17 protein-coding genes are annotated in these 20662 nt (G+C 69.4%); 10 read left to right on the top strand and 7 right to left on the bottom strand.

The annotated features are described in order from the left end of the window. The gene (locus tag ACLJQZ_RS32620; protein WP_410623676.1) at positions 1-921 is read left to right on the top strand and encodes a VOC family protein; all 921 of its coding nucleotides are present in this window, start codon (positions 1-3) and stop codon (positions 919-921) included. Between the two features lie 2 nt (positions 922-923). After that, positions 924-2795, top strand: coding sequence for an acetoacetate--CoA ligase (locus ACLJQZ_RS32615; RefSeq protein WP_410623675.1), 1872 nt, complete (start codon positions 924-926; stop codon positions 2793-2795). 582 nt (positions 2796-3377) lie between these two features. Here the strand turns inward: ACLJQZ_RS32615 and ACLJQZ_RS32610 are convergent. The 5 genes from ACLJQZ_RS32610 to ACLJQZ_RS32590 are packed head-to-tail and all read right to left on the bottom strand — an operon-like array spanning position 3378 to position 10556. Continuing rightward, positions 3378-4628: a DUF3500 domain-containing protein gene (locus ACLJQZ_RS32610; protein ID WP_410623674.1), complete on the bottom strand. Its 1251-nt coding sequence runs from the start codon at positions 4626-4628 to the stop codon at positions 3378-3380. Then, positions 4628-5836 (bottom strand): CaiB/BaiF CoA transferase family protein, encoded by a 1209-nt coding sequence (locus tag ACLJQZ_RS32605; protein ID WP_410623673.1) that lies wholly within the window; start codon positions 5834-5836, stop codon positions 4628-4630. The genes ACLJQZ_RS32610 and ACLJQZ_RS32605 overlap by 1 nt, the downstream gene beginning before the upstream one ends. Continuing rightward, the gene (locus tag ACLJQZ_RS32600; protein ID WP_410623672.1) at positions 5833-7029 is read right to left on the bottom strand and encodes a flavin reductase; all 1197 of its coding nucleotides are present in this window, start codon (positions 7027-7029) and stop codon (positions 5833-5835) included. The genes ACLJQZ_RS32605 and ACLJQZ_RS32600 overlap by 4 nt, the downstream gene beginning before the upstream one ends. Before the next feature lie 25 nt (positions 7030-7054). After that, positions 7055-8287, bottom strand: coding sequence for an acyl-CoA dehydrogenase family protein (locus ACLJQZ_RS32595; RefSeq protein ID WP_410623671.1), 1233 nt, complete (start codon positions 8285-8287; stop codon positions 7055-7057). Between the two features lie 7 nt (positions 8288-8294). After that, on the bottom strand, positions 8295-10556 hold the full coding sequence (locus ACLJQZ_RS32590; protein WP_410623670.1) for a CocE/NonD family hydrolase: 2262 nt from the start codon (positions 10554-10556) through the stop codon (positions 8295-8297). Positions 10557-10664: 108 nt separating this feature from the next. Between ACLJQZ_RS32590 and ACLJQZ_RS32585 the strand changes: the two genes are divergently transcribed. Next, positions 10665-11666, top strand: a complete 1002-nt coding sequence (locus tag ACLJQZ_RS32585; RefSeq protein WP_410623669.1) for a quinone oxidoreductase family protein — start codon at positions 10665-10667, stop codon at positions 11664-11666. Here ACLJQZ_RS32585 and ACLJQZ_RS32580 read toward each other — a convergent pair whose 3' ends face one another. Then, complete coding sequence (locus ACLJQZ_RS32580; RefSeq protein WP_410623668.1) at positions 11667-12401, bottom strand: FadR/GntR family transcriptional regulator; 735 nt, start codon at positions 12399-12401, stop codon at positions 11667-11669. Between the two features lie 151 nt (positions 12402-12552). Between ACLJQZ_RS32580 and ACLJQZ_RS32575 the strand changes: the two genes are divergently transcribed. Genes ACLJQZ_RS32575 through ACLJQZ_RS32545 form a run of 7 tightly spaced genes read left to right on the top strand, consistent with a single transcriptional unit; the run spans position 12553 to position 19999 of the window. After that, entirely contained in the window at positions 12553-14139 is a 1587-nt protein-coding gene (locus ACLJQZ_RS32575; protein ID WP_410623667.1) for a bifunctional 3-(3-hydroxy-phenyl)propionate/3-hydroxycinnamic acid hydroxylase, read from the top strand. Between the two features lie 6 nt (positions 14140-14145). After that, complete coding sequence (locus ACLJQZ_RS32570; RefSeq protein ID WP_410623666.1) at positions 14146-14481, top strand: cupin domain-containing protein; 336 nt, start codon at positions 14146-14148, stop codon at positions 14479-14481. Continuing rightward, positions 14478-15350 carry a fumarylacetoacetate hydrolase family protein gene (locus ACLJQZ_RS32565; RefSeq protein WP_410623665.1) on the top strand — a complete coding sequence of 291 codons (873 nt, stop codon included), beginning with the start codon at positions 14478-14480 and terminating at the stop codon, positions 15348-15350. The genes ACLJQZ_RS32570 and ACLJQZ_RS32565 overlap by 4 nt, the downstream gene beginning before the upstream one ends. Before the next feature lie 17 nt (positions 15351-15367). Next, the gene (locus ACLJQZ_RS32560; protein WP_410623664.1) at positions 15368-15919 is read left to right on the top strand and encodes a nuclear transport factor 2 family protein; all 552 of its coding nucleotides are present in this window, start codon (positions 15368-15370) and stop codon (positions 15917-15919) included. Between the two features lie 36 nt (positions 15920-15955). After that, on the top strand, positions 15956-16477 hold the full coding sequence (locus ACLJQZ_RS32555) for a nuclear transport factor 2 family protein (protein WP_410623663.1): 522 nt from the start codon (positions 15956-15958) through the stop codon (positions 16475-16477). Then, positions 16478-18712 carry a CocE/NonD family hydrolase gene (locus ACLJQZ_RS32550; protein ID WP_410623662.1) on the top strand — a complete coding sequence of 745 codons (2235 nt, stop codon included), beginning with the start codon at positions 16478-16480 and terminating at the stop codon, positions 18710-18712. Positions 18713-18727: 15 nt separating this feature from the next. Continuing rightward, a complete protein-coding gene (locus tag ACLJQZ_RS32545) occupies positions 18728-19999 on the top strand; it encodes an acyl-CoA dehydrogenase family protein (protein ID WP_410623661.1) in 1272 nt (423 codons plus the stop codon). Here ACLJQZ_RS32545 and ACLJQZ_RS32540 read toward each other — a convergent pair. Then, on the bottom strand, positions 19996-20628 hold the full coding sequence (locus ACLJQZ_RS32540) for a TetR family transcriptional regulator (protein WP_410623660.1): 633 nt from the start codon (positions 20626-20628) through the stop codon (positions 19996-19998). The two genes, ACLJQZ_RS32545 and ACLJQZ_RS32540, sit on opposite strands and share 4 nt — an antisense overlap. Between the last annotated feature and the right edge of the window lie 34 nt (positions 20629-20662).

Below are 20662 nucleotides of genomic sequence, written 5' to 3'. Positions count from 1 at the left end.
ATGAGCCTGCACCGCCTCACCAAGATCACCATCGGCGTCCCGAACCTCGACGAAACCGCCAAGTACTACACCGAATTCGGACTCACCCCCACTAACTCGGGGTTCGCCACCGCCGACGGCGGCGAACAGCTCGAACTCCGCCGGACCCCGCAGCGCCGGCTGCTCACCCTCGGCATCGGCGCCGATGACCCCGATGACCTCGGCCGCATCACAGCGTCGCTGTCCCGCCTCGACGTCGAGGCCCACCACGACGGCGACACCCTGCGCACCAAGGACCCCGTGACGGGGCTCGACATCGTCGTATCGGTCGCGCCTCGCCTGCAGCAGACACCGCCGGAACCGGCGCCGTACAACGCCCCTGGAGCCGTCCGACGCGCCAACGTCCGCGCCCCCGGTATCGACCGCGAGCCGGCGGTGCGGCCGCGCAAGCTCGGGCACGTCGTGTTCGGCTCCCCCGACCAAGCCGCCACCCAGAAGTTCTTCACCGAAGGACTCGGCTTCAAGGTCAGCGACGAGGCGCCCGGACTGGCGTCGTTCATGCGCTGCTCCACCGACCACCACAACGTCCTCGTGCAGCAGGCGCCGGTCAGCTTCCTGCACCACACCTCCTGGGAGGTCGACGACGTCGACGAGGTCGGCCGCGGCGCCACCGCGATGCTCGAAAACCACCCGGAGCGCCACACCTGGGGCCTGGGCCGGCACTACATCGGCTCGAACTTCTTCTGGTACCTGCGCGACCCCGCCGGCAACTTCTCCGAGTACTACTCCGACATCGACTGCATCCTCGAGGACCAGCTCTGGGAACCCCGCGTCGTCGCCGGCGAGAAGAGCCTCTACGCCTGGGGACCGCCGCCCCCGCCGTCGTTCCTCGCCCCCGAGGACCTCGCGGAGCTGATGACCGACGCCCACGACGGAGCGTGACAGTGACCGGGTTGGACGACTACACCAGCTGGCTGGCGGCACTGGGAAAGGAGTTCACCAGCTACGACGAACTGTGGCGCTGGTCGATTGCCGACCTGGCCGGATTCTGGACGTCGATCTGGGATCACTTCGAGGTGGGCGGAGCCTACGACCGTGTGCTCGGCTCCGCGGACATGCCCGGCGCGCAGTGGTTCCCCGGCACGGAGCTGAACTACGCCGAGCACATGCTCGGCGAACCCGGCGATGCCGAGCGGCTCGCCGTGCTCGCGTACTCCCAGACCCGTCCGCCGGCCTCGCTGACGTTCGCCGAACTGGCGGACCAGGTCGGCCGTGCTCGCGCCGGCCTGCAACGCCTCGGGGTCGGACGGGGCGACCACGTGGTCGCCTACCTGCCGAACATCCCCGAGACCCTGGTCGCGTTCCTGGCCTGCGCGTCGCTCGGCGCCGTCTGGGCGGCGTGCGCGCCGGAGTTCGGCGCCCGCAGCGTCCTGAACCGCTTCGCCCAGGTGGAACCCACCGTGCTGCTGACCGTCGGCGGCTACACCTACGGCGAGAAACCGATCGACAAGACGACCGACGTCGCGACGATCCGCGCGGGCCTGCCGACCGTGCGCCACACCGTCTCCGTCCCATATGGGCAGTACGAAGTGGACGGCACGCTCTCCTGGCCGGACTTGCTGAGCGAGCCCGCCCCGCCGGAGTTCGACCGGGTCCCGTTCGGCCATCCCCTCTACGTCCTGTTCTCCTCGGGAACAACCGGGCTGCCGAAAGCGATCGTCCACGGCCATGGCGGCATCCTGCTCGAGCACCTCAAGGCGCACGCGCTGCACCTCGACACCCGCCCCGGCGACCGGATCCTCTGGCACACCACCACGGCGTGGATGATGTGGAACATCCTGGTCTCCGGGCTGCTGCGGCGGGCCACAATCGTATTGACCGACGGGAACCCGCAGTACCCGGACCTCGCGGCGCAGTGGCGGCTCGCCGCCGAGTCGCGGGTATCGTTGTTCGGCACCAGCCCGTCCTACCTCGCCGCTTGTCGCACGGCCGGCATCGAACCCGGCGAGCTGCCCGCCCTGCGCACCCTCGGCGTCACCGGTTCGCCACTGCCGGGCGAAGTCTTCGACTGGGCCGCCGAGCAGCTCGGCAACGCGGTCCACATCAACTCGATGTCGGGCGGCACCGACATCTGCTCCGCCTTGATCGCGGGCAATCCGTGGCTGCCCGCCCGCCGCGGCGAGCTGACCGCGCCATGCCTCGGGGTCGACGTCACCGCGTTCGACGTCGCCGGGAACGAAGTAGTCGGAGAGGTCGGCGAGCTGGTCGTCCGCCAGCCGATGCCGTCGATGCCGATCGGCTTCTTGAACGACCCGGGCGACCACCGGTACCGCGCCGCCTACTTCGACAGCTACCCCGGCGTCTGGCGCCATGGCGACTGGGTGACCATGTCCCCCGAACGGAGCTTCGTCATCTCCGGCCGTTCGGACGCCACCCTCAACCGCGGCGGGGTCCGCCTCGGCACCGCCGAGTTCTACGCAGTCGTCGAGGGGCTGCCCGGCGTCGCGGACTCGCTGGTCGTGCACCTCGAGGACCCGGACGGCGGCCCCGGCCGGCTGCTGTTGTTCGTCGCCCTGGCACCCGGCATCGAGCTCGACGACACCTTGCGGCAGCGGATCCGCCAGACGCTGCGCGAGCAGCTCTCCCCACGGCACGTCCCCGACCGGATCGACGCCGTCCCGGCCATCCCGCGGACGCTGACCGGCAAGAAGCTGGAGAAACCGATCAAGCAGATCCTCCAGGGCCGCGCCCCGGCGGAGGTCGTCGCGCCGGACGCCATCAGCGGCTATGCCGCGATCGGCGCATTCACCGCCTGACCCCGTTCAAATCCGCCGAACGTTGGAAACCGAGTCCATGCCGCGAGGATCACCAATACCGTCGACCGCGAGAAACTCCGGTCGGCGGTATTGTGCCGGTCTCCTCCCGCTCGGCCACACGTCGAAGGTTCGACCCGTCGGCCTGTCCCTGTGACCAGACCTGGTGGCCGGGGCCCGCGCGAGCACGGGAAAGGCCGGCGGCTGCCAGGTGAACCGTGCGCCGGAGATTCGTGAAGTCGTACGAGGCCGCGCGGCAGTCGGGTGTCACAGTCCGCTCCGAAATATCACTTCGCTCAGCGGGCGCGGCGCCTGAGAAAGCGTGGTAGCCCTCTCGGTGGAGTAGATCGCCTCGCCGAGGAAGCTGTGCACTGTTCGACTTCTTGTGGCACGTGTCGCTGCCTGAGCTACACGGTGTGATCCCTCGCACACGTTTACGCGACTCTCGCGCTGGAATGCGCGACCACGGCGGGAACGCGTGGGCCACGGAGGCTGAGCGGCCCCGGTGATCAACGTATTCGCCGTCACAGTCGCAACCATCTGGGCAACAACCTCGGAACGCTGATCGCGGGACAGACGCACCGATCAGGCTTCGTCGGTGAGGGTGAGCTGGTGCCCCGTCTCCTCCGCGACGAGTGCGGCTCCGTAGTCGTTGCCGTGCGGGGTGCGGGTGATCGTGTGGGTGTGGAACTTCGCCGGGTGCTCGTTGGTCAGCATGATCCCGGCGTGATGCTCGTACTCGATGAGCACCACCGGGCTTTGGATGCGGAAGTAGAAGGGGCTGTCGGGTCCGGATCCGCCGATCCAGCACAACCAGGTCTCGTCGAGGTGCGCGCGGATGTCGTTGAGCCGCGCGTGATAGGGGCCAGGCGGCAGGTGTTCGATGAAGGTCCCGGCAAGTCGGCTGAGCAGATCCCGGCTGTAGGGCGGGAAACTGACAGCGCAGACTCCCTCGTAAGGGATAGCGCGGTTGTCCTGGAACATGCCACCGAGATGCAGTTCGTCGCCGAAGACCTCCCGGCCGGGCGGGATCGCGGGGTCGCGCTTGTCGGGGTAGAGAACCACCGCTTCGCGAATGGAGTCGGGTAAACCGTGTAACAGGTTCAAGGCGAGCCGGTCCGGCTCGCCGAACAGCCTGGTTCCGGCGTGGGGGCCCTCGTCGATGGCGTTGGGTTCGGCGCCGAGAAACACCGGGCTGGCGACCATCTGGGTGCCGATCACCATGACGTTGACGCAGACGTGGTGCCCGTAGAGCGACCATCCCCACGGAGCCGTCTCGCTCGGTTCGGCGAAAAGGTTGAAGTTGTAGCTGAACTCGTTCATGACACCGGGACCGCCGACCAGCCGGCCGAGGAAGTCGTTGGTCCACATGCACCCGCGCACCTTGGCGAATCCGGCGTCGCTGAGGCTCGCGCGCATCAGCTCCAGAACCGCGTCCCGCACCTCGGGTGAAACTTCGTCCAAGCGCAGGCCAAATCGGTTGACGTAGAGCTCCGGGTTCATCCACGCCCGCCAGACGCGGCTGTTCAACGAGTGCCGCGCGGCGTGCTGCTGCTCATCGTCGAGTGTTCCGAGCAGGTGCTGCGCCGCGGCCACCATGGCCGCGGTCGGCGCCGCTTCGGACCGCCGCGGGTACAGCCCTTCCCGCAGTGTGCCGTCGCTGGTGATACCGCGGAAAGACGTGTCGGCGAACAACCCGGTCCACGCCTCGATCGCGCCGCGGAACGTGTCGTACTGGAGGTGCCGGTCCACCCACTGGTAGGCATCGAGGTCCTTGATGCCGGCGATCTTTTCGGTGTCCGGTGACATCAGGTAGTCACGGAAGTTTTCCGGCATCAGCAGTCCTCGGCGTTCAGCTGCGGCTCATCGGAGATCCACCAGCGGATCGCGGATCCGTGCTGGTCGAGGCGCGGTGGCGGGCGGTGGGTGGTTCGGGTGTGCTCGGTGCCGGCCGGCTCGAAGAACCGCAACGGCGGCCCGGGCAGGGTGATCTTTCCCAGAGTGTCGTGGTCGACGTCGACGAGCAGGCCCTGGCTGCGGGTCTGATCCCAGGTGTACACCTCGTCGATGCTGCGCACCTTGCCCGCGGGAATCCCCACGCTGTTCAAGCGGTCGAGCAGGTCAGCGGCTTTCCAGGTCGAGAACACCTTCTCGACGAGGTTGATGACCTCGTCGCGCCGGACGACCCGTTCCTGGTTCGTGGCCAGGCCCGGGAGGGCGGGGTCGATGCCGAAGCCGGCGCAGAACCGCTGCCACTGGGTTTCGGTGCCGACCGCGATCTGCACCGATCCGTCGGCGCAGCGGAAGAGGCCGTAGGGGGCGATGGCGGCGTGGTGGTTGCCGGCCGCCCGGCCGACCTCGCCCGCGACAGTCCAGCGGGTGCCCTGGAAGGCGTGCACGCCGACGGCGGCGGCGAGCAGGGACGTCCGTACGGTCTGGCCACGGCCGCTGCGGGAGCGTTCGTGCAGCGCGGCGAGGACGCCGTAGGCGCCGTTCATGCCGGCGAGCAGGTCGCAGATCGGCGTGCCGAATTTCTGCGGGTCGTCGGCGCCGGACCCGGTCACCGACATCAGGCCGCCCTCACCCTGGGCGATCTGGTCGTAGCCGGGGCGGCCGCCCTCGGGCCCGTCGTGGCCGAAGCCGGTGATCGACAGGAGCACCAGCCGCGGGTTGAGCTCGGCGAGCCAGTCGGCGCCGAGCCCCAGCCGGTCCATCACGCCGGTGCGGAAGTTCTCGACCAGGACGTCGGCACGCCGAACCAGTTCCCCCAGGACTTCGACGTCGGCCGGGTCCTTGAGGTCGAGGCAGATCGACTCCTTGTTCCGGTTGGCGGACAGGAAGTAGGTCGACTCGGGGACGCCGCTTTCGGTGGTCATGAACGGGGGTCCCCAGCCGCGGGCGTCGTCACCGCTGCCCGGCGCTTCCACCTTGATCACCCGGGCCCCCAGGTCGCCGAGCATCATCGTCGCGTGCGGCCCGGCCACGGCGCGGCTCAGGTCGACGACAACGAGGTCGTCCAGCGGCCCGGCTTTTGCGGTTGTCATGCCTGCCTCCTTCCTGCTGCCGCGAATGCCGCCGCGCCGGCACCGGGCAGCGCCTGGGACACGCTCTGCGCCGCGCTGCGCAGGTGAGTCAGATACCCGTCGATGTCGGCCGGTCCGGCGTCGGGCGGCAGGCCGTCGACGGTCAGCTGCATGACGACCTGCTGCCGGGCGTCGAAAACCGGGACGGACATGCTGCGGACGCGGTAGTTCCGGCCCGGGTCGTGGAGGTCGCCGGGTTCGTGTTCGCTGCCGAGCCGGTCGACCAGCTGCCGGACGGCCCGGCGTCCGTGCGGCGTCAATCCCTTCACCGTAGTTTCGTCCACAGTGGATTCGAGCTCGCGGAGGCTGTCGCTCCAGGTCGCGACCGACCAGCCACGTTCGCGGACCCGGTCCACCAGCTGCCGCGGGTCATGCCGCCGAGCCGCGTCGCCGGCGCGCGCGATCCAGACCCGGGTGGCCGGCTCCGACCACGCCACCAGCGCGGTCCCCAGCGGCGGGATGTGCGGCAGCCGCTGGCCGACCCGGCTGTAGATGCGGCCGCCGGCGGGGGTCCCGGCCGTGGCCAGCAGAACGATCTCCGCCCCGACGGCGGCCGAAGCCAGGCACTCCACCTGGTTGCGTGCGGCCACGTCCTCCATCACCGGTCGGGCCACATCGACCAGCCGCAGGTGCTCGACCAGGTCGGGCTCCCCCGCGGCCGCCAGCGACAGCGGGGCGAAACGGCCATAGCCGCCTTGGAAGAACACCAACGGCAACGACGGTCCCGCCGCGTCCAAGGACGTCACGCGCCCGACGACGATGTCGTGGTCCCCGGCGTCGTGGACGGCGTCCACGACGCATTCGATCCAGGCGACCGCGCTGCCCAGGCGCGGCATACCGCTGGGTGACGGTGTCCAGTCCAGACCGTCGAACTTGCGTTCGCCGCCCGTGGCGAAGGCGCGGGACGCCGACTCCTGGTGCGCGCCGAGCACGTTGACGCAGAACCGTCCGTTTCGGACGATCTTCGCGGACGTGCCGGACTGCTTGCCGGGCAGGAACGCCACCAGCGGCGGGTCCAGCGAGACAGAAGTGAAGGAACCGACCGTCATGCCCACCGGGGCACCCGTGAGGTCGCAGGAGGTCACCGCGACGACACCGGTCGGGAAGTGTCCCAGCACGTGGCGGAAGTGCTGCGGGTCGATGAAATCGGACATGCTGCCCTCCTCGTCGTGGTGCCGGTCAGGTCGTTCGCCGTTCGAGGACGCTGGTGGACAGCGGCGCGGCGTCGGCTCCGCACAGCATCCGGCCGACGTTCTCCAGCCAGGTGTCGAGGTGGTTGGCGGCGTGCATGCTCCCGGCGAGGCAGTTGCGGGTGATCAGCTGCAGCGGGTTCCGTTTGATGATCGCCGATGCCCCGGAGGCGCGGAACAACGTCTCGACCGCCGAACTGCACGCGTCCCACACGTAGGCCGCGTCGGTGTGCAGCTTCAGCGCTTCGTGCTCGGAGGGATCCGCTGCTTCGGTCTGATACCGATCCAGCTCGGCTACGGCGGCGTCGGCGACGCGGCCGGCGGCGCGGATCTGGGCGTAGGCGCGGCCGGCGGTGTGGTGCGCGATCGGGGCGTCGATCTGGCGCGCGTACGGCGAGTAGGGCAGGCTGCGGCGCCCGATCGTGGCGAGGAAGACCCCCATCGCCTGGTCGGCCATGCCGAGGGCCAGCCCGGTGCCGGCGATCAGCGAGCGGACGATGCCGCCGCGGGCCGGCCCGAGACCCTGCCGAGTGAGCTCCTCGATCTTCACCGCGAGCTGCGCCGGCGTGCTGAAGCGCTCGTCGGGCACGAACAGTTCGCCGTCGGTCGCGACGGTCTGGCTGCCGGTGCCGGCCAGCCCCATCGCGTCCCAGTCGTCGCGTTCGAGGAGCTGGTCCTTGGGGACCAGTGCCATGCCGACCTTGCTGTCGTCGGTCTCGTCGTAGAACACCGCGAGGTAGCCGTGGGACGCGTGGACGCTGCCGGTGGCGAACGGCCAGGTGCCTTTGATCATCCAACCGCCGTCGACCTGGCGCGCGGTCCCGGACATGCGCCGGCTCGTGCCGCCGAGGGCGAACGTGCGATTCCCGACCCACGGTGCCTCGTACACCGGCGCGATGACGTCCTCGGCGAAGGCGCAGCTCCACAGGTTGCCGCCGGCCGCGGCCCAGACCACCCACGCGGTCGCACCGCACCCGGACGCGAGCGTGCGGAAGATGTCGTGCATCTGCCGGGTCGTGAAGTCGGCGCCGCCGTAGCGCGTGGGCGTGGTCAGGCTGAAGACGCCGGCTTTGTCGAGACGCTCGATGGTCTCCTGCGGGATACGGTGCTGCTGCTCGGCCTCGGCCTGGTGTTCGCGCAGCCAGGGCGTCATCCTCGCGATGTGCGCGAGGATGTCCTCGGCCTGCGGCCGGTCGACGGTCACGGTGCCGTTCGTCGCCATGGGTTCGTCACCTCCTGGTGGTAGTGCCGGTGGGTGGCACGACGGGCAGTTGCACGTAGCTCGGGTGCTCCGGGCCGGTGAAGATCGTGTTGCGCGCGCCGTCGTGATAGGCCGGGTCGTAGGCGTGCCGCATTCCGTGCCCGACGCCGGTGTGGGACTGGATGTCGACGCGGAGGCGTTGTCCCTTCCTGATCAGGCCGGTGTTCGGGATGATCTCGACTTCCACCGGCACGATCTCGCCGTCGCGCAGCGGGGCGTGGTCGGCGCGCAGGTGGGTGTGCTTCGGCCGGAACTCGGTTGACCGCGCCGGGTCGAGCTTGCGGTGCGAGACCTTGAGCCACCCTTTGGCCAGTGGATAGAACCGCGTGGAGATGCCGGGGATCAGGGCCGGCCCGCAGAAGTCGACCTCGCGTCCCTGCTCGTCCAGCACCCGCAGGGCGACGAAGACGTCCATGTCTTCGCTGGTGGAGGCGACCCAGACCACGAGCTTGCTGTATCCGGCGAGCACGGTGTCGGCCTCGAACGGCTCGCTGAGGAAGGTCGCTCCCGGCGAGCAAGGGGCGGACACCACGTCGGCGGCAACTGCTGCCGCGGGGGTGGCTTCCGCCGAGTAGGTCGCCGCCTGGTCGGTCTCGGGGACCGAGCGGGCCAGGCCGCCGACGTGGTCGCAGCCGGCGGGCCCCCTCGGCGCGGGGGTGGCGTCCAGGTACCACTTGACGTACTCGGTGCGCGCGATCGGCCACTCCTGCTCTTCCTGCAGGTACGAGCCGCCGCGGCCGGTGCGGATCTCCAGGCGCACCGGCGGGGTGTCCATGATCCCGTTGTCGACGCCCTTGAGCCAGTGGTCGAAGAACGCGACGTGGTCCTCGACCGCCGCCGCCGAGTACGACTTGACGAACCAGTCCTCCCAGAAGTCCAGCTTCTTGTGGGACGTGGGGGTGTTGAGGTAGGTCTCACTGCTGCCGAGCTGGTGGAAGTTCCCCGGGTGCGCCGTCGCGGCGACCGTCCACAGTGGCACGTCGACCTCGCTGAGGTCGGGGCTCATCAGCACCTCGGACCGGGGTCCGAAGATCGTCGAGGGATCGGAGTCCTTGAACGGGTTCGCCCGGGCCGCGGCCAGGAAGTCCTTCGCGTCGACGTCTCCGCAGATCGCGGGGACGATGCCGTGGGCGAACCAGCCGGGGAAGAACTCCTCATTGAGGATGCCGCCGGTGTAGGCCACTTCCTCGTAGAGGTCGGTGTCCGTGCCGATGGCGATCATCGCCTTGAGGTGCGACGGCTTCAAGCTGGCCACCGCGTGCTGGTTGACCGCGTAGTACGACATGCCCCACAGCCCGACGTTCCCGTTCGACCAGGACTGCACGCCGACCCATTCGATCGCGTCGTAGTAGGCCTCGGCTTCCGCGATTCCCCAGATGCCCAGGGTGCCCGGGCTCTTGCCCGCGCCCGGGCCGTCGACGCGGACGAGCGCGTAACCGCGGGGAATCCAGGTCGCGGTGTTGACGCTTTCGTGGTTCTCGTACTCGTAGCCGTCGGGGTTGCCGCGGAAGTAGCGGTCCTCCATCACCTCGTGGTGCTCGGCGTCCTCTTCGGTGCAGATGGAGTGGTGGACGAACGCGCGTCCGTAGACGCCGCAGTTCATGACGACCGGGACCGGCTCGTCACCGTCCGGGCGGAAGACGTCCGCGTACACGAACGAGCCGTTACGCAGCGGGATCTTGACATCGCGGTAGCGCCGGATGCCGAGGATGTGGCGTCGCACCTCGTTGCGCGCGGCGGCGGCCGAGACGAGCGTGCGCGGCGTGGTGTCGGTGAACGCCTCGGCGTGGTTCAGCTCATCGAGAAGCCGCGCAAGGACCGGGTCATCCGTGAACGCCTGGACCGGATCGATCGCGGCGCCCGGCAGCGACATGATCCGGTAGCGGAAGTCGACGGCTCGATCGCCGACCAGCTCGTGCACCTGCGGTGTCAAGGTGATGCCGTTGTCCGGGTTGCCGTCCTCGTCGAGGGTCAGCAGAAAACGGGCGATGTTGGTCAGGCCGGGATCGGCCACCTTGGCCACGTTTCCGCCGACCCGCGCTACGAGGTCGGCGAGGGTGAGCCGCTGCGCTCCGCGGGCCACGCCGACCACGAGGTCGCCTACCGAGAAGGTGACGACCTCGCCATCCCGGTATTGGAACGTCCCGGCGTGGTCGGTGACGCCCGAGCAGGTCGGGGTGTCGAACCGCAAGCCGGCGATGGGGCCGGCGAGCCTTCCCGCACGCACCATGGCACTTCCTCTCCGTCGAGGCCGAGCGTAAAACACCCGTATCTTTCGCGTCTTTTTGCTACTCTGCTGTCACGGCGTCCGCCTGTCAAGTTCGGAAAGGGGCCTCTAGTGGCAGAGATCGGCAATGCGGTGACGGCGGCGATCGTCGACGCTCCGGGCGCCGAACCACGGCTGGGCTCGATCACGCTGCCGTCGCGGGCGGCGGGCACCACGCTGCTGGCCGTGGTCGCGGCGCCGCTGAATCCGCTGGATCTGGCCATCGCCTCGGGGACGTTCCACTCCGCGCGGCACGATGCCCCGTACGTGCCGGGCAGTGAGTGCGTGGGAACCGTGCTCGGCTCCGACCGCTACCCAATCGGCACCCGGCTCTACGCTGAGTGCCACGCCTCGCCGACCACACCCGGCACCTTCGCCGGCCATGTCCTCGTCGCCGACGATGCCCTGCTGCCGCTGCCCGAAGGACTCGACCCGGTCCTGGGTGCCGCCGTCGGCAACTCCGGCACCGCCGCGTTCGTGCCGCTGATCGAGAAAGGCGGCCTGCGCCCCGGGGACACCGTCCTCGTGCTGGGCGCCACCGGCGCGGTCGGGCAGATCGCGGTGCAGGTCGCGCACCACAGCGGCGCGAAACGGGTGGTCGGCGTCGCCCGCGACCACGCAGCCTTGCAGCGCCTGCTCGGCCTCGGCGCGGACGCCGTCGTCGAGCTGCGCGTCGGTGAAACCGCCGACGAGCTGGCCGGCCGGTTGCTCGCCGCGGCCGGACCGGTGGACGTCGTCCTCGACGGCGTCTACGGGCTGCCGTTCGAAGCCGCGCTGCGGGTGTGCGCCCCTCGAGCGCGCGTGGTCAACATCGGCAACGCCGCCGGCGCCACCGCGCAGGTGCCCGCCGGGCTCCTGCGCGGCAAGCAGCTGACGCTGTCGGGCTTCGCCGGCCTGCACACCCCGCTCCGGGAGAAGGAAGCGGCGCTGAACTGGCTGTGGACCGCCCTCCTGCGCGCCGAGCTGCACCTCGAAGTCCGCACCGTCGCCCTCGAAGAGCTCCCGGCCGCGTGGCGGGCCCAGGCGGGCTCACCGCACGGGAAATGCGTCGTCGTGCCCGAGCAAGCCGGATGATCACTGACCGGCGGCAGGCTTGGCCAACGCGACCTGCGAGAGAACGTCTTCACCGGCGCCGTCGCCCCGGTGGGCCGCGACGGCCGCCCGGACACGATCGGCGTCGCCGAGCCGGATCGCCTCGACGAGTTCCTCGTGCACGGCCATCCGCTCGGCCAGGTAGTCACGCGAGGTCGTCGACGTCTCGGAGTCGGCCCGGACCGACAGCTCGGTGATGGCACGGATCAGCGAGACGTACACGGCGCGGGCGAGATCGTTGGACGTGATCGCCGCGATGCGTTCGTGCAGCGACCAGTTGGCGTGCAGGAAGTCCTGGAGATCGTCGCCCGACCGGCGCATCGCGTCCAAGCAGACGTCCAGGTCCCGGAGGTCCCGGTCGGTCCGGTTCGCCGCGGCCTCGAGCGCGACCAGCTCCTCCAGCGCGTCGCGGACCGCGATGGCGTGCGCGACGGTCGTCGCGCCCTGGGGCACCGTCAGCAGCGTCTGGCGCAGCCGCACCACCGGGCTGACCTTCGACACGAACAACCCACCCCCGCGGCCGGGACGGACGTCGACGACGCCGCGTTCGGCGAGCAGGCGGCAGGTCTCCCCGATGGTGGCGCGGCCGTAGCCGGTCTGCACGCGCAGCTCTTCCATGGTCGCGACCCGATCACCGGGCTTGAGGCCGCGGGTGCCGATCAGCTCCTCGATCTCGGAAGCGAGATTCTGCGCCAGACCAGGCGGTCGCGAAAACATACGCATATTTTAGCCCTTGACAGCGCGCGGGTGTCAAAGACAGGATCGAAACTATCCGAAACATACGGGTGGTTTACGGCGTCGCTGCCGTCCTGACGCGGCGTCGGCCGGCCGACGGCAGGAAGGGCGACCTGTGGCGCAGCGAGCTTCGGTGCCCGACTCGGCGGCGGTGACCGCCGACGGCCCGCCGCCGCACGTGGTCGACTGCGTGGTCGTCGGCGGTGGCCCCGTCGGCCTGCTGACGGCCGTCTTCCTGGGACGAGCCGGCCTGCGGGTCGTGGTCGCGGAACGCCGGCCACAGCGGTATCCCCTGCCACGGGCCTGCACGATCGACCACGAGGCGATCCGCATCCTGCAGGCCGCGGGGCTCATGACCGAGCACGCCGGGTTGTTCGAACCATCCCGGGGTGAGCGCGGAGGCTACGAGTTCCGCAACGGTGCGGGCGAGCTCCTGCAGGCCATCGACTGGAACCGGCCGGCCGAGTCGGGCTGGGCCAACACCAACGGCTTTCACCAGCCCGACCTCGAAGCCGCCCTGGAAAGCCTCGCGGCCGCGACCCCGGGGGTGAGTGTCCATCGTGGATGGTCGTTCCGGGCCGTGGTTCAGGACGACGACGGCTTGTCCGTCCAGCTGAACCGCACCGAGCAGCCGGACCAGGCCATGCAGGTGGAGTCGCGGTGGCTGGTCGGCGCCGACGGCGCCAACAGCGCTGTACGCACCCAGCTCGGCATCGCCGTCGAGGACTCCGGGTTCAGCGCCGACTGGCTGGTGGTCGACTACCAGCCGCTGGCCGAGGAGAACTGGACGGCGTTCGTCACTCAGTACTGCGACCCGAAGCAACCGGCGACCGCCGTCAACAGCGGCCCCGGACGGCGCCGGTTCGAGTTCATGCGCCGCGCGGACATGACCACCGACGAGCTGGGCCGGGAAAGCACCGCGTGGCGGCTCATGGCGCCCTGGGGCGTCACACCGAAGACCGCCCGGCTGGAACGGCACGCCGTCTACACCTTCCGCGGCCGGTGGGCCCAGCCGTGGCGGGTCGGCAACGTCTTCCTCGCCGGGGACGCGGCGCACGTCATGCCGCCCTTCCTCGGGCAGGGCATGTGCTCGGGCCTGCGCGACGCGCGGGCCTTGACCTGGCGGTTGGGCTTGGTACATCAAGGCCTGGTCTCCCCGGCCGCGCTCGACACCTACGGACCCGAACGGGCCGGACACGTCCGGGAGATCATCGACGAGGCGGTGGCCGCCGGCCGGGTCATCTGCGAACTCGACGTCGACCGCGCCGCCGCCCGCGACGCCGAGATGCGGAAGCGGGCGCGCGATCCCCGCGAACCACCCCACCCCCGCCTCGGAAGGCCGTCACTCACCATCCCCAGCGACGGCATCGACGGGCGGCTGGCCCCCCAGGGACCGATCCGCATCGGCGACCGGACGGGCCTGTTCGACGACGTCGTCGGCGGGGACTGGCAGCTGATCAGTCTCGGCGGCGATCCGACCGAACTCTGCGGCCGGGACGACCTGGTGTGGTTCGCGGGGATCGGCGGCGTCACCGCCGACCTGTCGGGCCAGAGCGACCTCGAAGGTGCCTACAAGCGCTGGTTCGCCGAGCACGAATGCCAGGCGTTGCTCGCCCGCCCGGATTTCTACGTCTTCGCGGCCGGCGCGCACGCCGACGTCCCGCGCTTCCTCACGCGCCTGCGCCAGGCGCTCCAGCCAGCTTCGACCGCAGGAGAGTGATCGATCATGGGCATGCAGGTCACCAGGCTTGCCGACGCCGAGCCGTTCGACCCGCCGGGACACCGCGGCGTCGGGCCCGTCCGTCTGCAGAACGCACCGTCGGCCGGCGTGACGGTGACGCTGTCGCACTACCTGCCCGGCGGCGAAGCGGAAATGGCACCCCAGCCGGCGGACACCGTGTACGTCGTCCTCACCGGTGAGCTGGTGATGATCAGCGAGGGAACGGAGGAGACGCTGCTCCCCTACGACTCGGTGCGCTTCACCACCGGAACGGAACGGCAAGTGGTCAACCGGACCCACCTGCCCGCCAGCATGCTGGTCATCAGAAGGGGAAATCGATGAGGATCGTAGGCGTCCGACGACCGCGCGACGGCTCAGACGTAGAGGTCGCCGCTTTGGACGAGCACCACGACACCGTCACCCTCATCGCCTCGCTCGAGGACTTCTGGACCGACCCAGCCGGCCACCTGTCCCGGCGGCCCGCGGGGCCGACGTTGGCCACCGCGGACGTACGGCAGGTTCCTCCGGTACTGCCCGACGCGCGCGTCCTGTGCATCGGCCTGAACTACCACGACCACGCGGCCGAAGGCAGCTACCGCGACCAGACCCTGCCGCCTTACCCCACCTTGTTCGCCCGGTGGACCCAATCCTTGACCGTCGGCGGGACGGAGGTTCCCGTCCCTGCGAACGAAGACGGCTTGGACTGGGAAGGCGAAGTCGCCGCCTGGGTCGGAGCGCCGCTGGTCGACGCCTCCCCCGAGGAAGCCCTGGCCGCGGTCATCGGCTACTCCGCGTTCAACGACCTGACCGCGCGGATCGCGCAGAAGCGCACGTCCCAGTGGACGCTGGGCAAGAACGCCGACCGCTCCGGGCCCCTCGGACCGATCGTCCCGGCCGGCGAGGTCGGCGACCTGCGGCAGGGCCTGCGGTTGCAGACCCGCGTCAACGGCCGGACCGTGCAGGACGCCCGCACCGACCAAATGATGTACACGGTCGGGGAAACGCTGTCCCAGATCTCCCACACTCTCTCGCTGCGCCCCGGTGACCTGCTGGCCACCGGAACACCGGCCGGCGTCGGCTACGCCCGCACGCCGCCCCAGCTGCTCCAGCCGGGCGACACCGTCGAGGTCGAGATCGAACGGCTCGGCGTGCTCCGCAATGCCGTGGTGGGCAACGACCGACGGTTCGCCACCGCGACCACAAAACTCTGATCCTCAGGAAGAGATCAATGAAGATCGAAGAACTCAGCGCTCGAGCCGAGATCCACGACGTCCTGCTGCGGTACTGCCGCGGACTCGACCGGGTCGACATGTTCCTCGTCCGCGGCGCCTTCCACCCCGACGCCTGGGTCCAGTTCCCCGAGAGCCTGCACCGCGGATCCGTCGACGGGTTCGTCGAATTCCTCTCCGCGGAAATGCCCCGGTTCGTCCGGACGATGCACTTGCTCGGCAACAGCCTGATCGAGTTCGACGGTCCGACCGTCGCCCACGTCGAGACCTATCTGCAGGCCGATCACCAAGCATCGGAGCGGCACCACTGGAACGGCGACTACGTCAAGCTCTGGGCGCGCTACCTCGACCGGTTCGAGCTGCGCGACGGCGTCTGGCTGATCACGCGCCGCAAGCTGTTCGTCGACTGGATGTACCGCTACCCCGCCACTGGCTGGTTCGACGATCACCCCGACGCCTCCGGCGGCCTGCGCGACGGAACCGATCCGAGCCTGCGCCCCGTCGCCGGGTTCGACGGCACCCCGGTGACAACGGAGGACTGGCCCTCCTAATCCGGCCGTCCGACCAGAAGAGAAAGAGACAATGTCATGAGCGACCACGACAAAGCCGCCATCATCGAGGTGCTGAACCTCTACGGTTTCGCGCTCGACGCGCACCAGTGGGACCTGTTCGACCGCGTCTTCACCGACGACGTCACCGCGGAATTCGGCCCGGCCGGTGCCGCGTGGTCGGGTCTCGCGAACTTCAAGCGCTCCTTCGGCGAGTTCCACAACCGGCTGGACAACCACCAGCACACGATGATGGGCCAGCTGGTCCACGTCGACGGTGACAAGGCCAACGCCTTCAGCTACGGCAACTGGCTCCTGGTGCGCGACGCGGCCATCGGCGGTTCGACCTGGACCGGAACCGGCTGGTACGACGACGAACTCGTCCGGACCGAGCACGGTTGGCGCATCCAGCGGCGGGTGTGCAAGCTCGTCTCCTGGACCGGCAACCCGGCCGTTCCCGAGCCCGACCACGAGCACCACCCCGACATGCAGACGAACGTCCTGCGTCAGCACAGCGACGAAGGAAAGATCGGCTACCTGAAAGCGATCGAGGCACTGTAGATGCTCACCACCGACGAGAAAGCCGACGTTGCCACCGGCGTCTTCGCCGGCCCGGTCGCCGGCCTGAAGTACCAGACACCGACCTTGTCCGGCGTCACGAACGAACGCGGCGAATTCCGCTATCGCGCAGGAGAAGCCGTCACCTTCCTCGTAGGCGGACTGGTCCTCGGCGCGGTCGAGGGCGCACCACGGGTGAACCTGGCGCAGCTCGTCAACCGCGTGGCCGGGAAGATCGACCGGCTGCACGACCCGCTCGTCACCAACCTCGCGCGGCTGATCCAGACGTTGGACCAGGACGGCACGGTCGAGAACGGTGTCTCGATCTCACCGATCGTGCACGAGCTGATCGAACCCGTGATCATCCGTTTCGACCAGGCCGACACCTTCGCCGATGACCCCGTGGTCGTGCGCCTGCTGGAGAAGCTCAACGCCACCCCAGGCGTGTTCACCGCGAACACGCCGCGCCAGCTGCAGAGCCCTGCCGCCGCCCGCAACGAGCTTCGCCGCAACATCCGCGGCGTCATCAAGACGACCGACGTGAAGATCCCGTTGCGGGACGGATCCTTCGTCTACGCCGACGTCTTCCGCCCCGACGACGACGAACTCCATCCCGTGGTCATGAACAAAGGCTTCTACGGCAAGAGCTTCTACCACGAATGCATCTGCAACGACGATGACGCGCTGAAGAAGGAACAGCTGGAGGACCGCTTCTTCTCCGGCAATCCCGACGGCCTGCAAGACGAAAACCACGAGAGCGTCGACTCGGCGGCGTGGGTCCCGCACGGCTACGTCTGCATCCGGGTGGACGCTCGTGGCGTCTGCAAGAGCCCCGGCCTCCAGTCTCCCCTCAGCGTCCAGGAGGCCGAGGACTACTACGACGCCATCGAGTGGGCGGGCACCCAGCCCTGGTCCAACGGCAACGTCGGCCTCTGGGGGATGTCCTACCTGGCGATGACGCAGCACAACGTCGCGAGCCTACGGCCACCCCACCTGAAGGCGATGATCGCCCTCGGCACCGACGCGGACCCGTACAACGAAACCCTCTACAACGGCGGGATCTTCGGCGAAGGGTTCTGGAACTGGTGGTGGCAGACGTGGTCGGGTAAGAACTTCTGCGGCAGGCGGCGGGAAACCGACTGGATGGCCCGCGTGCTGGCGACGCCGTTCAACGACCCCGCGGCCTACGGCCCTCGTGGGTCGATCTTCATACGGCCCGAACTGGAGAAAGCGACGGCGCCGGTGTGGATCGTCGGCCCTCAGACGGGCACCGCGATCCACCAGCTCGGCAGCAGCGAAACCTACCTCCGTTCGACCGGGGCGCAAGCGCGGAAGTTCGACTTCGTCGACGCCTGGTTCTCGCACTGCTACAAGGACTCCACGGTCGCCGAGCACATGCGGTTCTTCGACCATTGGCTCAAGGGCGCGGACAACGGCGTGATGGCCGAAGCGCCCGTGCGGGTCCAGGTCAGGACCGGCAACGCGGCCTACTACGTGCGTGAAGAAGCCGAGTGGCCCATCCCCCGGACCGCCTACCGCCGCTGGTACCTGGACGCGCGTCAGTCGGACTGGCACGGAGATGAACGCTGCGACGACATCCTGCGGATCAGCGAAAACGTCCCGGAAGCCGGACACAGCGCGAGCTACGACGCCCACCTCGAGCTGGGGCAGCCGTCACCGGCGCCGACGGGCCCGGTCGGCGGGACACCGCGCTGGTCGACGGGCATCTCCTTCGTCGGCGACCCGCTGACCGAGGACATGGTGCTGGTCGGCTACATGAAGGCCAGGCTGTGGGTGTCGTCGACCAGTGCGGACATGGACGTCTTCGTGTCCCTGCGCGTGTACGACGAGCAGGACCGCGAGATCCGGTACGAGGCCGCGGTCCACCCGGTCGACCCGGTGAACGTCCACCCGGTCGGCCACGGCTCCCTGAAGGTCTCCCGCCGCAGGCTCGACGAGGCGCGGTCGACGGAGTATTGGCCGGTCCACACCCACACCGAGGCGGACCACCAGCCGCTGCGCGACGGGGAGATCGTCGCCGTCGAGGTCGGCCTCAACCCCAGTAGCGCGGTAATCCGGAAGAACTGCCGCCTCCGGGTCGACATCCAGCCGTACACGCCGGCGGGGCTGCCGGTTCGCGCCTACGACGAGAGCTACCACCTCGGCGCGACGAACACGATCCACACCGGCCCCGACCACCCCAGCTACGTACAGCTGCCGATCGTGCCGGCGAACTGACAGGAGAGCGCAACCATGGCCGCAACTGATACCCCGTCGGACCGGCTCGAGGCGATCCTCGGCAAGGTGCGCGAGCTCGGACCGACGTTGCGCGAGCGCGCGCTCGACGCCGAACGCGCGGGTCGCCTCCCGGACGAGACCATCGCCGACCTCGACGCCACCGGCGCCTTCGGCATCGGCAGCCCCGCCGAGTACGGCGGTGACGAGCTGTCCGTCCGGCAGCAGCTGGACGTCGTGTCCGAGGTGTCCAAGTGGGACGGTTCGTGTGGCTGGAGCGTGTGGGTCGGCGCCTCCACGAATTGGATCCCCGCCGGGTCGGGTGCTCGCGTTGTGGAAGAGGTCTACAGCGGCCCGTGGGTCGGGCCGCGCGTCGCCGGTTCCAGTCACTTCCCCGCGTCGCGGGGCCGCGCGAAGCGGGTCGACGGTGGCTGGATCATCTCCGGCGGGCCGTGGACGTTCGGCAGCGACTCGCTCTGGGCCCCGTACACCAACCTCGGCTGCATCGCCGATGACGGCGAGGGGCCTTACCTGGTGGGCGTCCAGGTTCCGCGCGACCAGCTGCGGTTCCTCGACGACTGGCAGGTGGCCGGCATGCGGGCCACCGGCAGCGTGTCGATCCGGATCGCGGAGGACGAACTCTTCGTTCCTGAGTACCGCGGTGTCGACTTCCGTGACGTCGTCGGCGGGACGCTCGACAACGGCCTCGAGGGTTCTCTCTGGAAGGCGCCGTCGCTGGGCTGGGCGTTCAGCCTCATGGCCGGCATGTCGATCGGCCTCGCCCAAGGCGTGCTGGAGCGGTTCCTCGAACGCTCCGCCGGCCGGCCGATCCGCGGTACGACCTACAAGAACCAGCTCGAAGCCCCGCTCACGCACCTGATGCTCACCGAAGTCCACACCAAGATCCAGTCGGCGACGCTGATGACCCGCGCGAACGCCGAGGAAACCGACCGGCTCGGGGCGCTGGCCGCCGCCGGCACACCGGCGGCGCCGGAACACCTCCAGATGTTCAGTGCGCGCGTCCTCGCCGAGACCGCATACGCGGCCAAGTGGTGCGCTGAAGCGATCGAGCTGCTCCAGCGGAATTCCGGCTCGACCGCGATCATGGACTTCGAACCCATCCAGCGGGCGTGGCGCGACGCGCGGGTCATCACGCTGCACGGCGCGCTCAACCTCGAAGCCCTGGCCGAGAACTACGGTCGGTTGATGGCCGGCACCGAACCCCACAAGTTCGCGGGCATCACCTCCCTGGATCGTTTCGCGCCGGCTCCGGTGAAAGCGGCTGTCTAGTTCGGTCGTTCGGGACGGGACACCGCAAGCAGCGGTTGCAAGGAGTCTGCCGCGGTGGCCACAACGGACTCGAAGCTCGCGTTCGCGACGGTCGGCACCCGGACGATGGACCGCGCGACGATGACACCGACCAACATGGCCGCGGCCATGCCGACTCGCAAGCGCGCGTCGTCGTACCGGAGGTGAGCGGCCGCGCCGATCATCAGCCGGGCCTCGATGAAGTCACGCAGGTGCGTGGCCGCCTGGTCGTGAGCGATCGCGCCGCGCAGCATCGCCAGCAGCGGTTCGGAGGCCTGCGGATCGTTTTCGAAGACGTCGAGGAACGCGCGGGCGACGCGTTCCCCGATACCGTCCTGGGAACCGAGCCACGCGTCGCTCATCCGCGTGAGCGCGGACGGCGGCACGGACATGACGGTGCCGAAAAGCTCGTCCTTCGACTTGAAGAACTGCATGACCAACGCGGCGTCGACCCCCGCGTCGGCGGCGATCTTGCGGATCGTCGTGGCCGTGAAACCGTCCGCGGCGAAGCGGGCCCGTGCCGCGTCGAGGATGGCCTGCCGGGTCGCGTTGCTGCCCGGTCGCCGGCCGCGTCGGCCGGGCGCGGAAGCCTCATCCTGGTTCGACGACACGCCGCCAAGGATATCAACAGCCGGTGATTTCTAC

This window comes from Amycolatopsis sp. cmx-8-4 (assembly GCF_046548675.1).
In the GTDB taxonomy this organism is placed as follows: domain Bacteria; phylum Actinomycetota; class Actinomycetes; order Mycobacteriales; family Pseudonocardiaceae; genus Amycolatopsis.
Note: the sequence above shows the minus strand (reverse complement) of the source record. Positions and strands in the feature narration are given on the sequence as shown.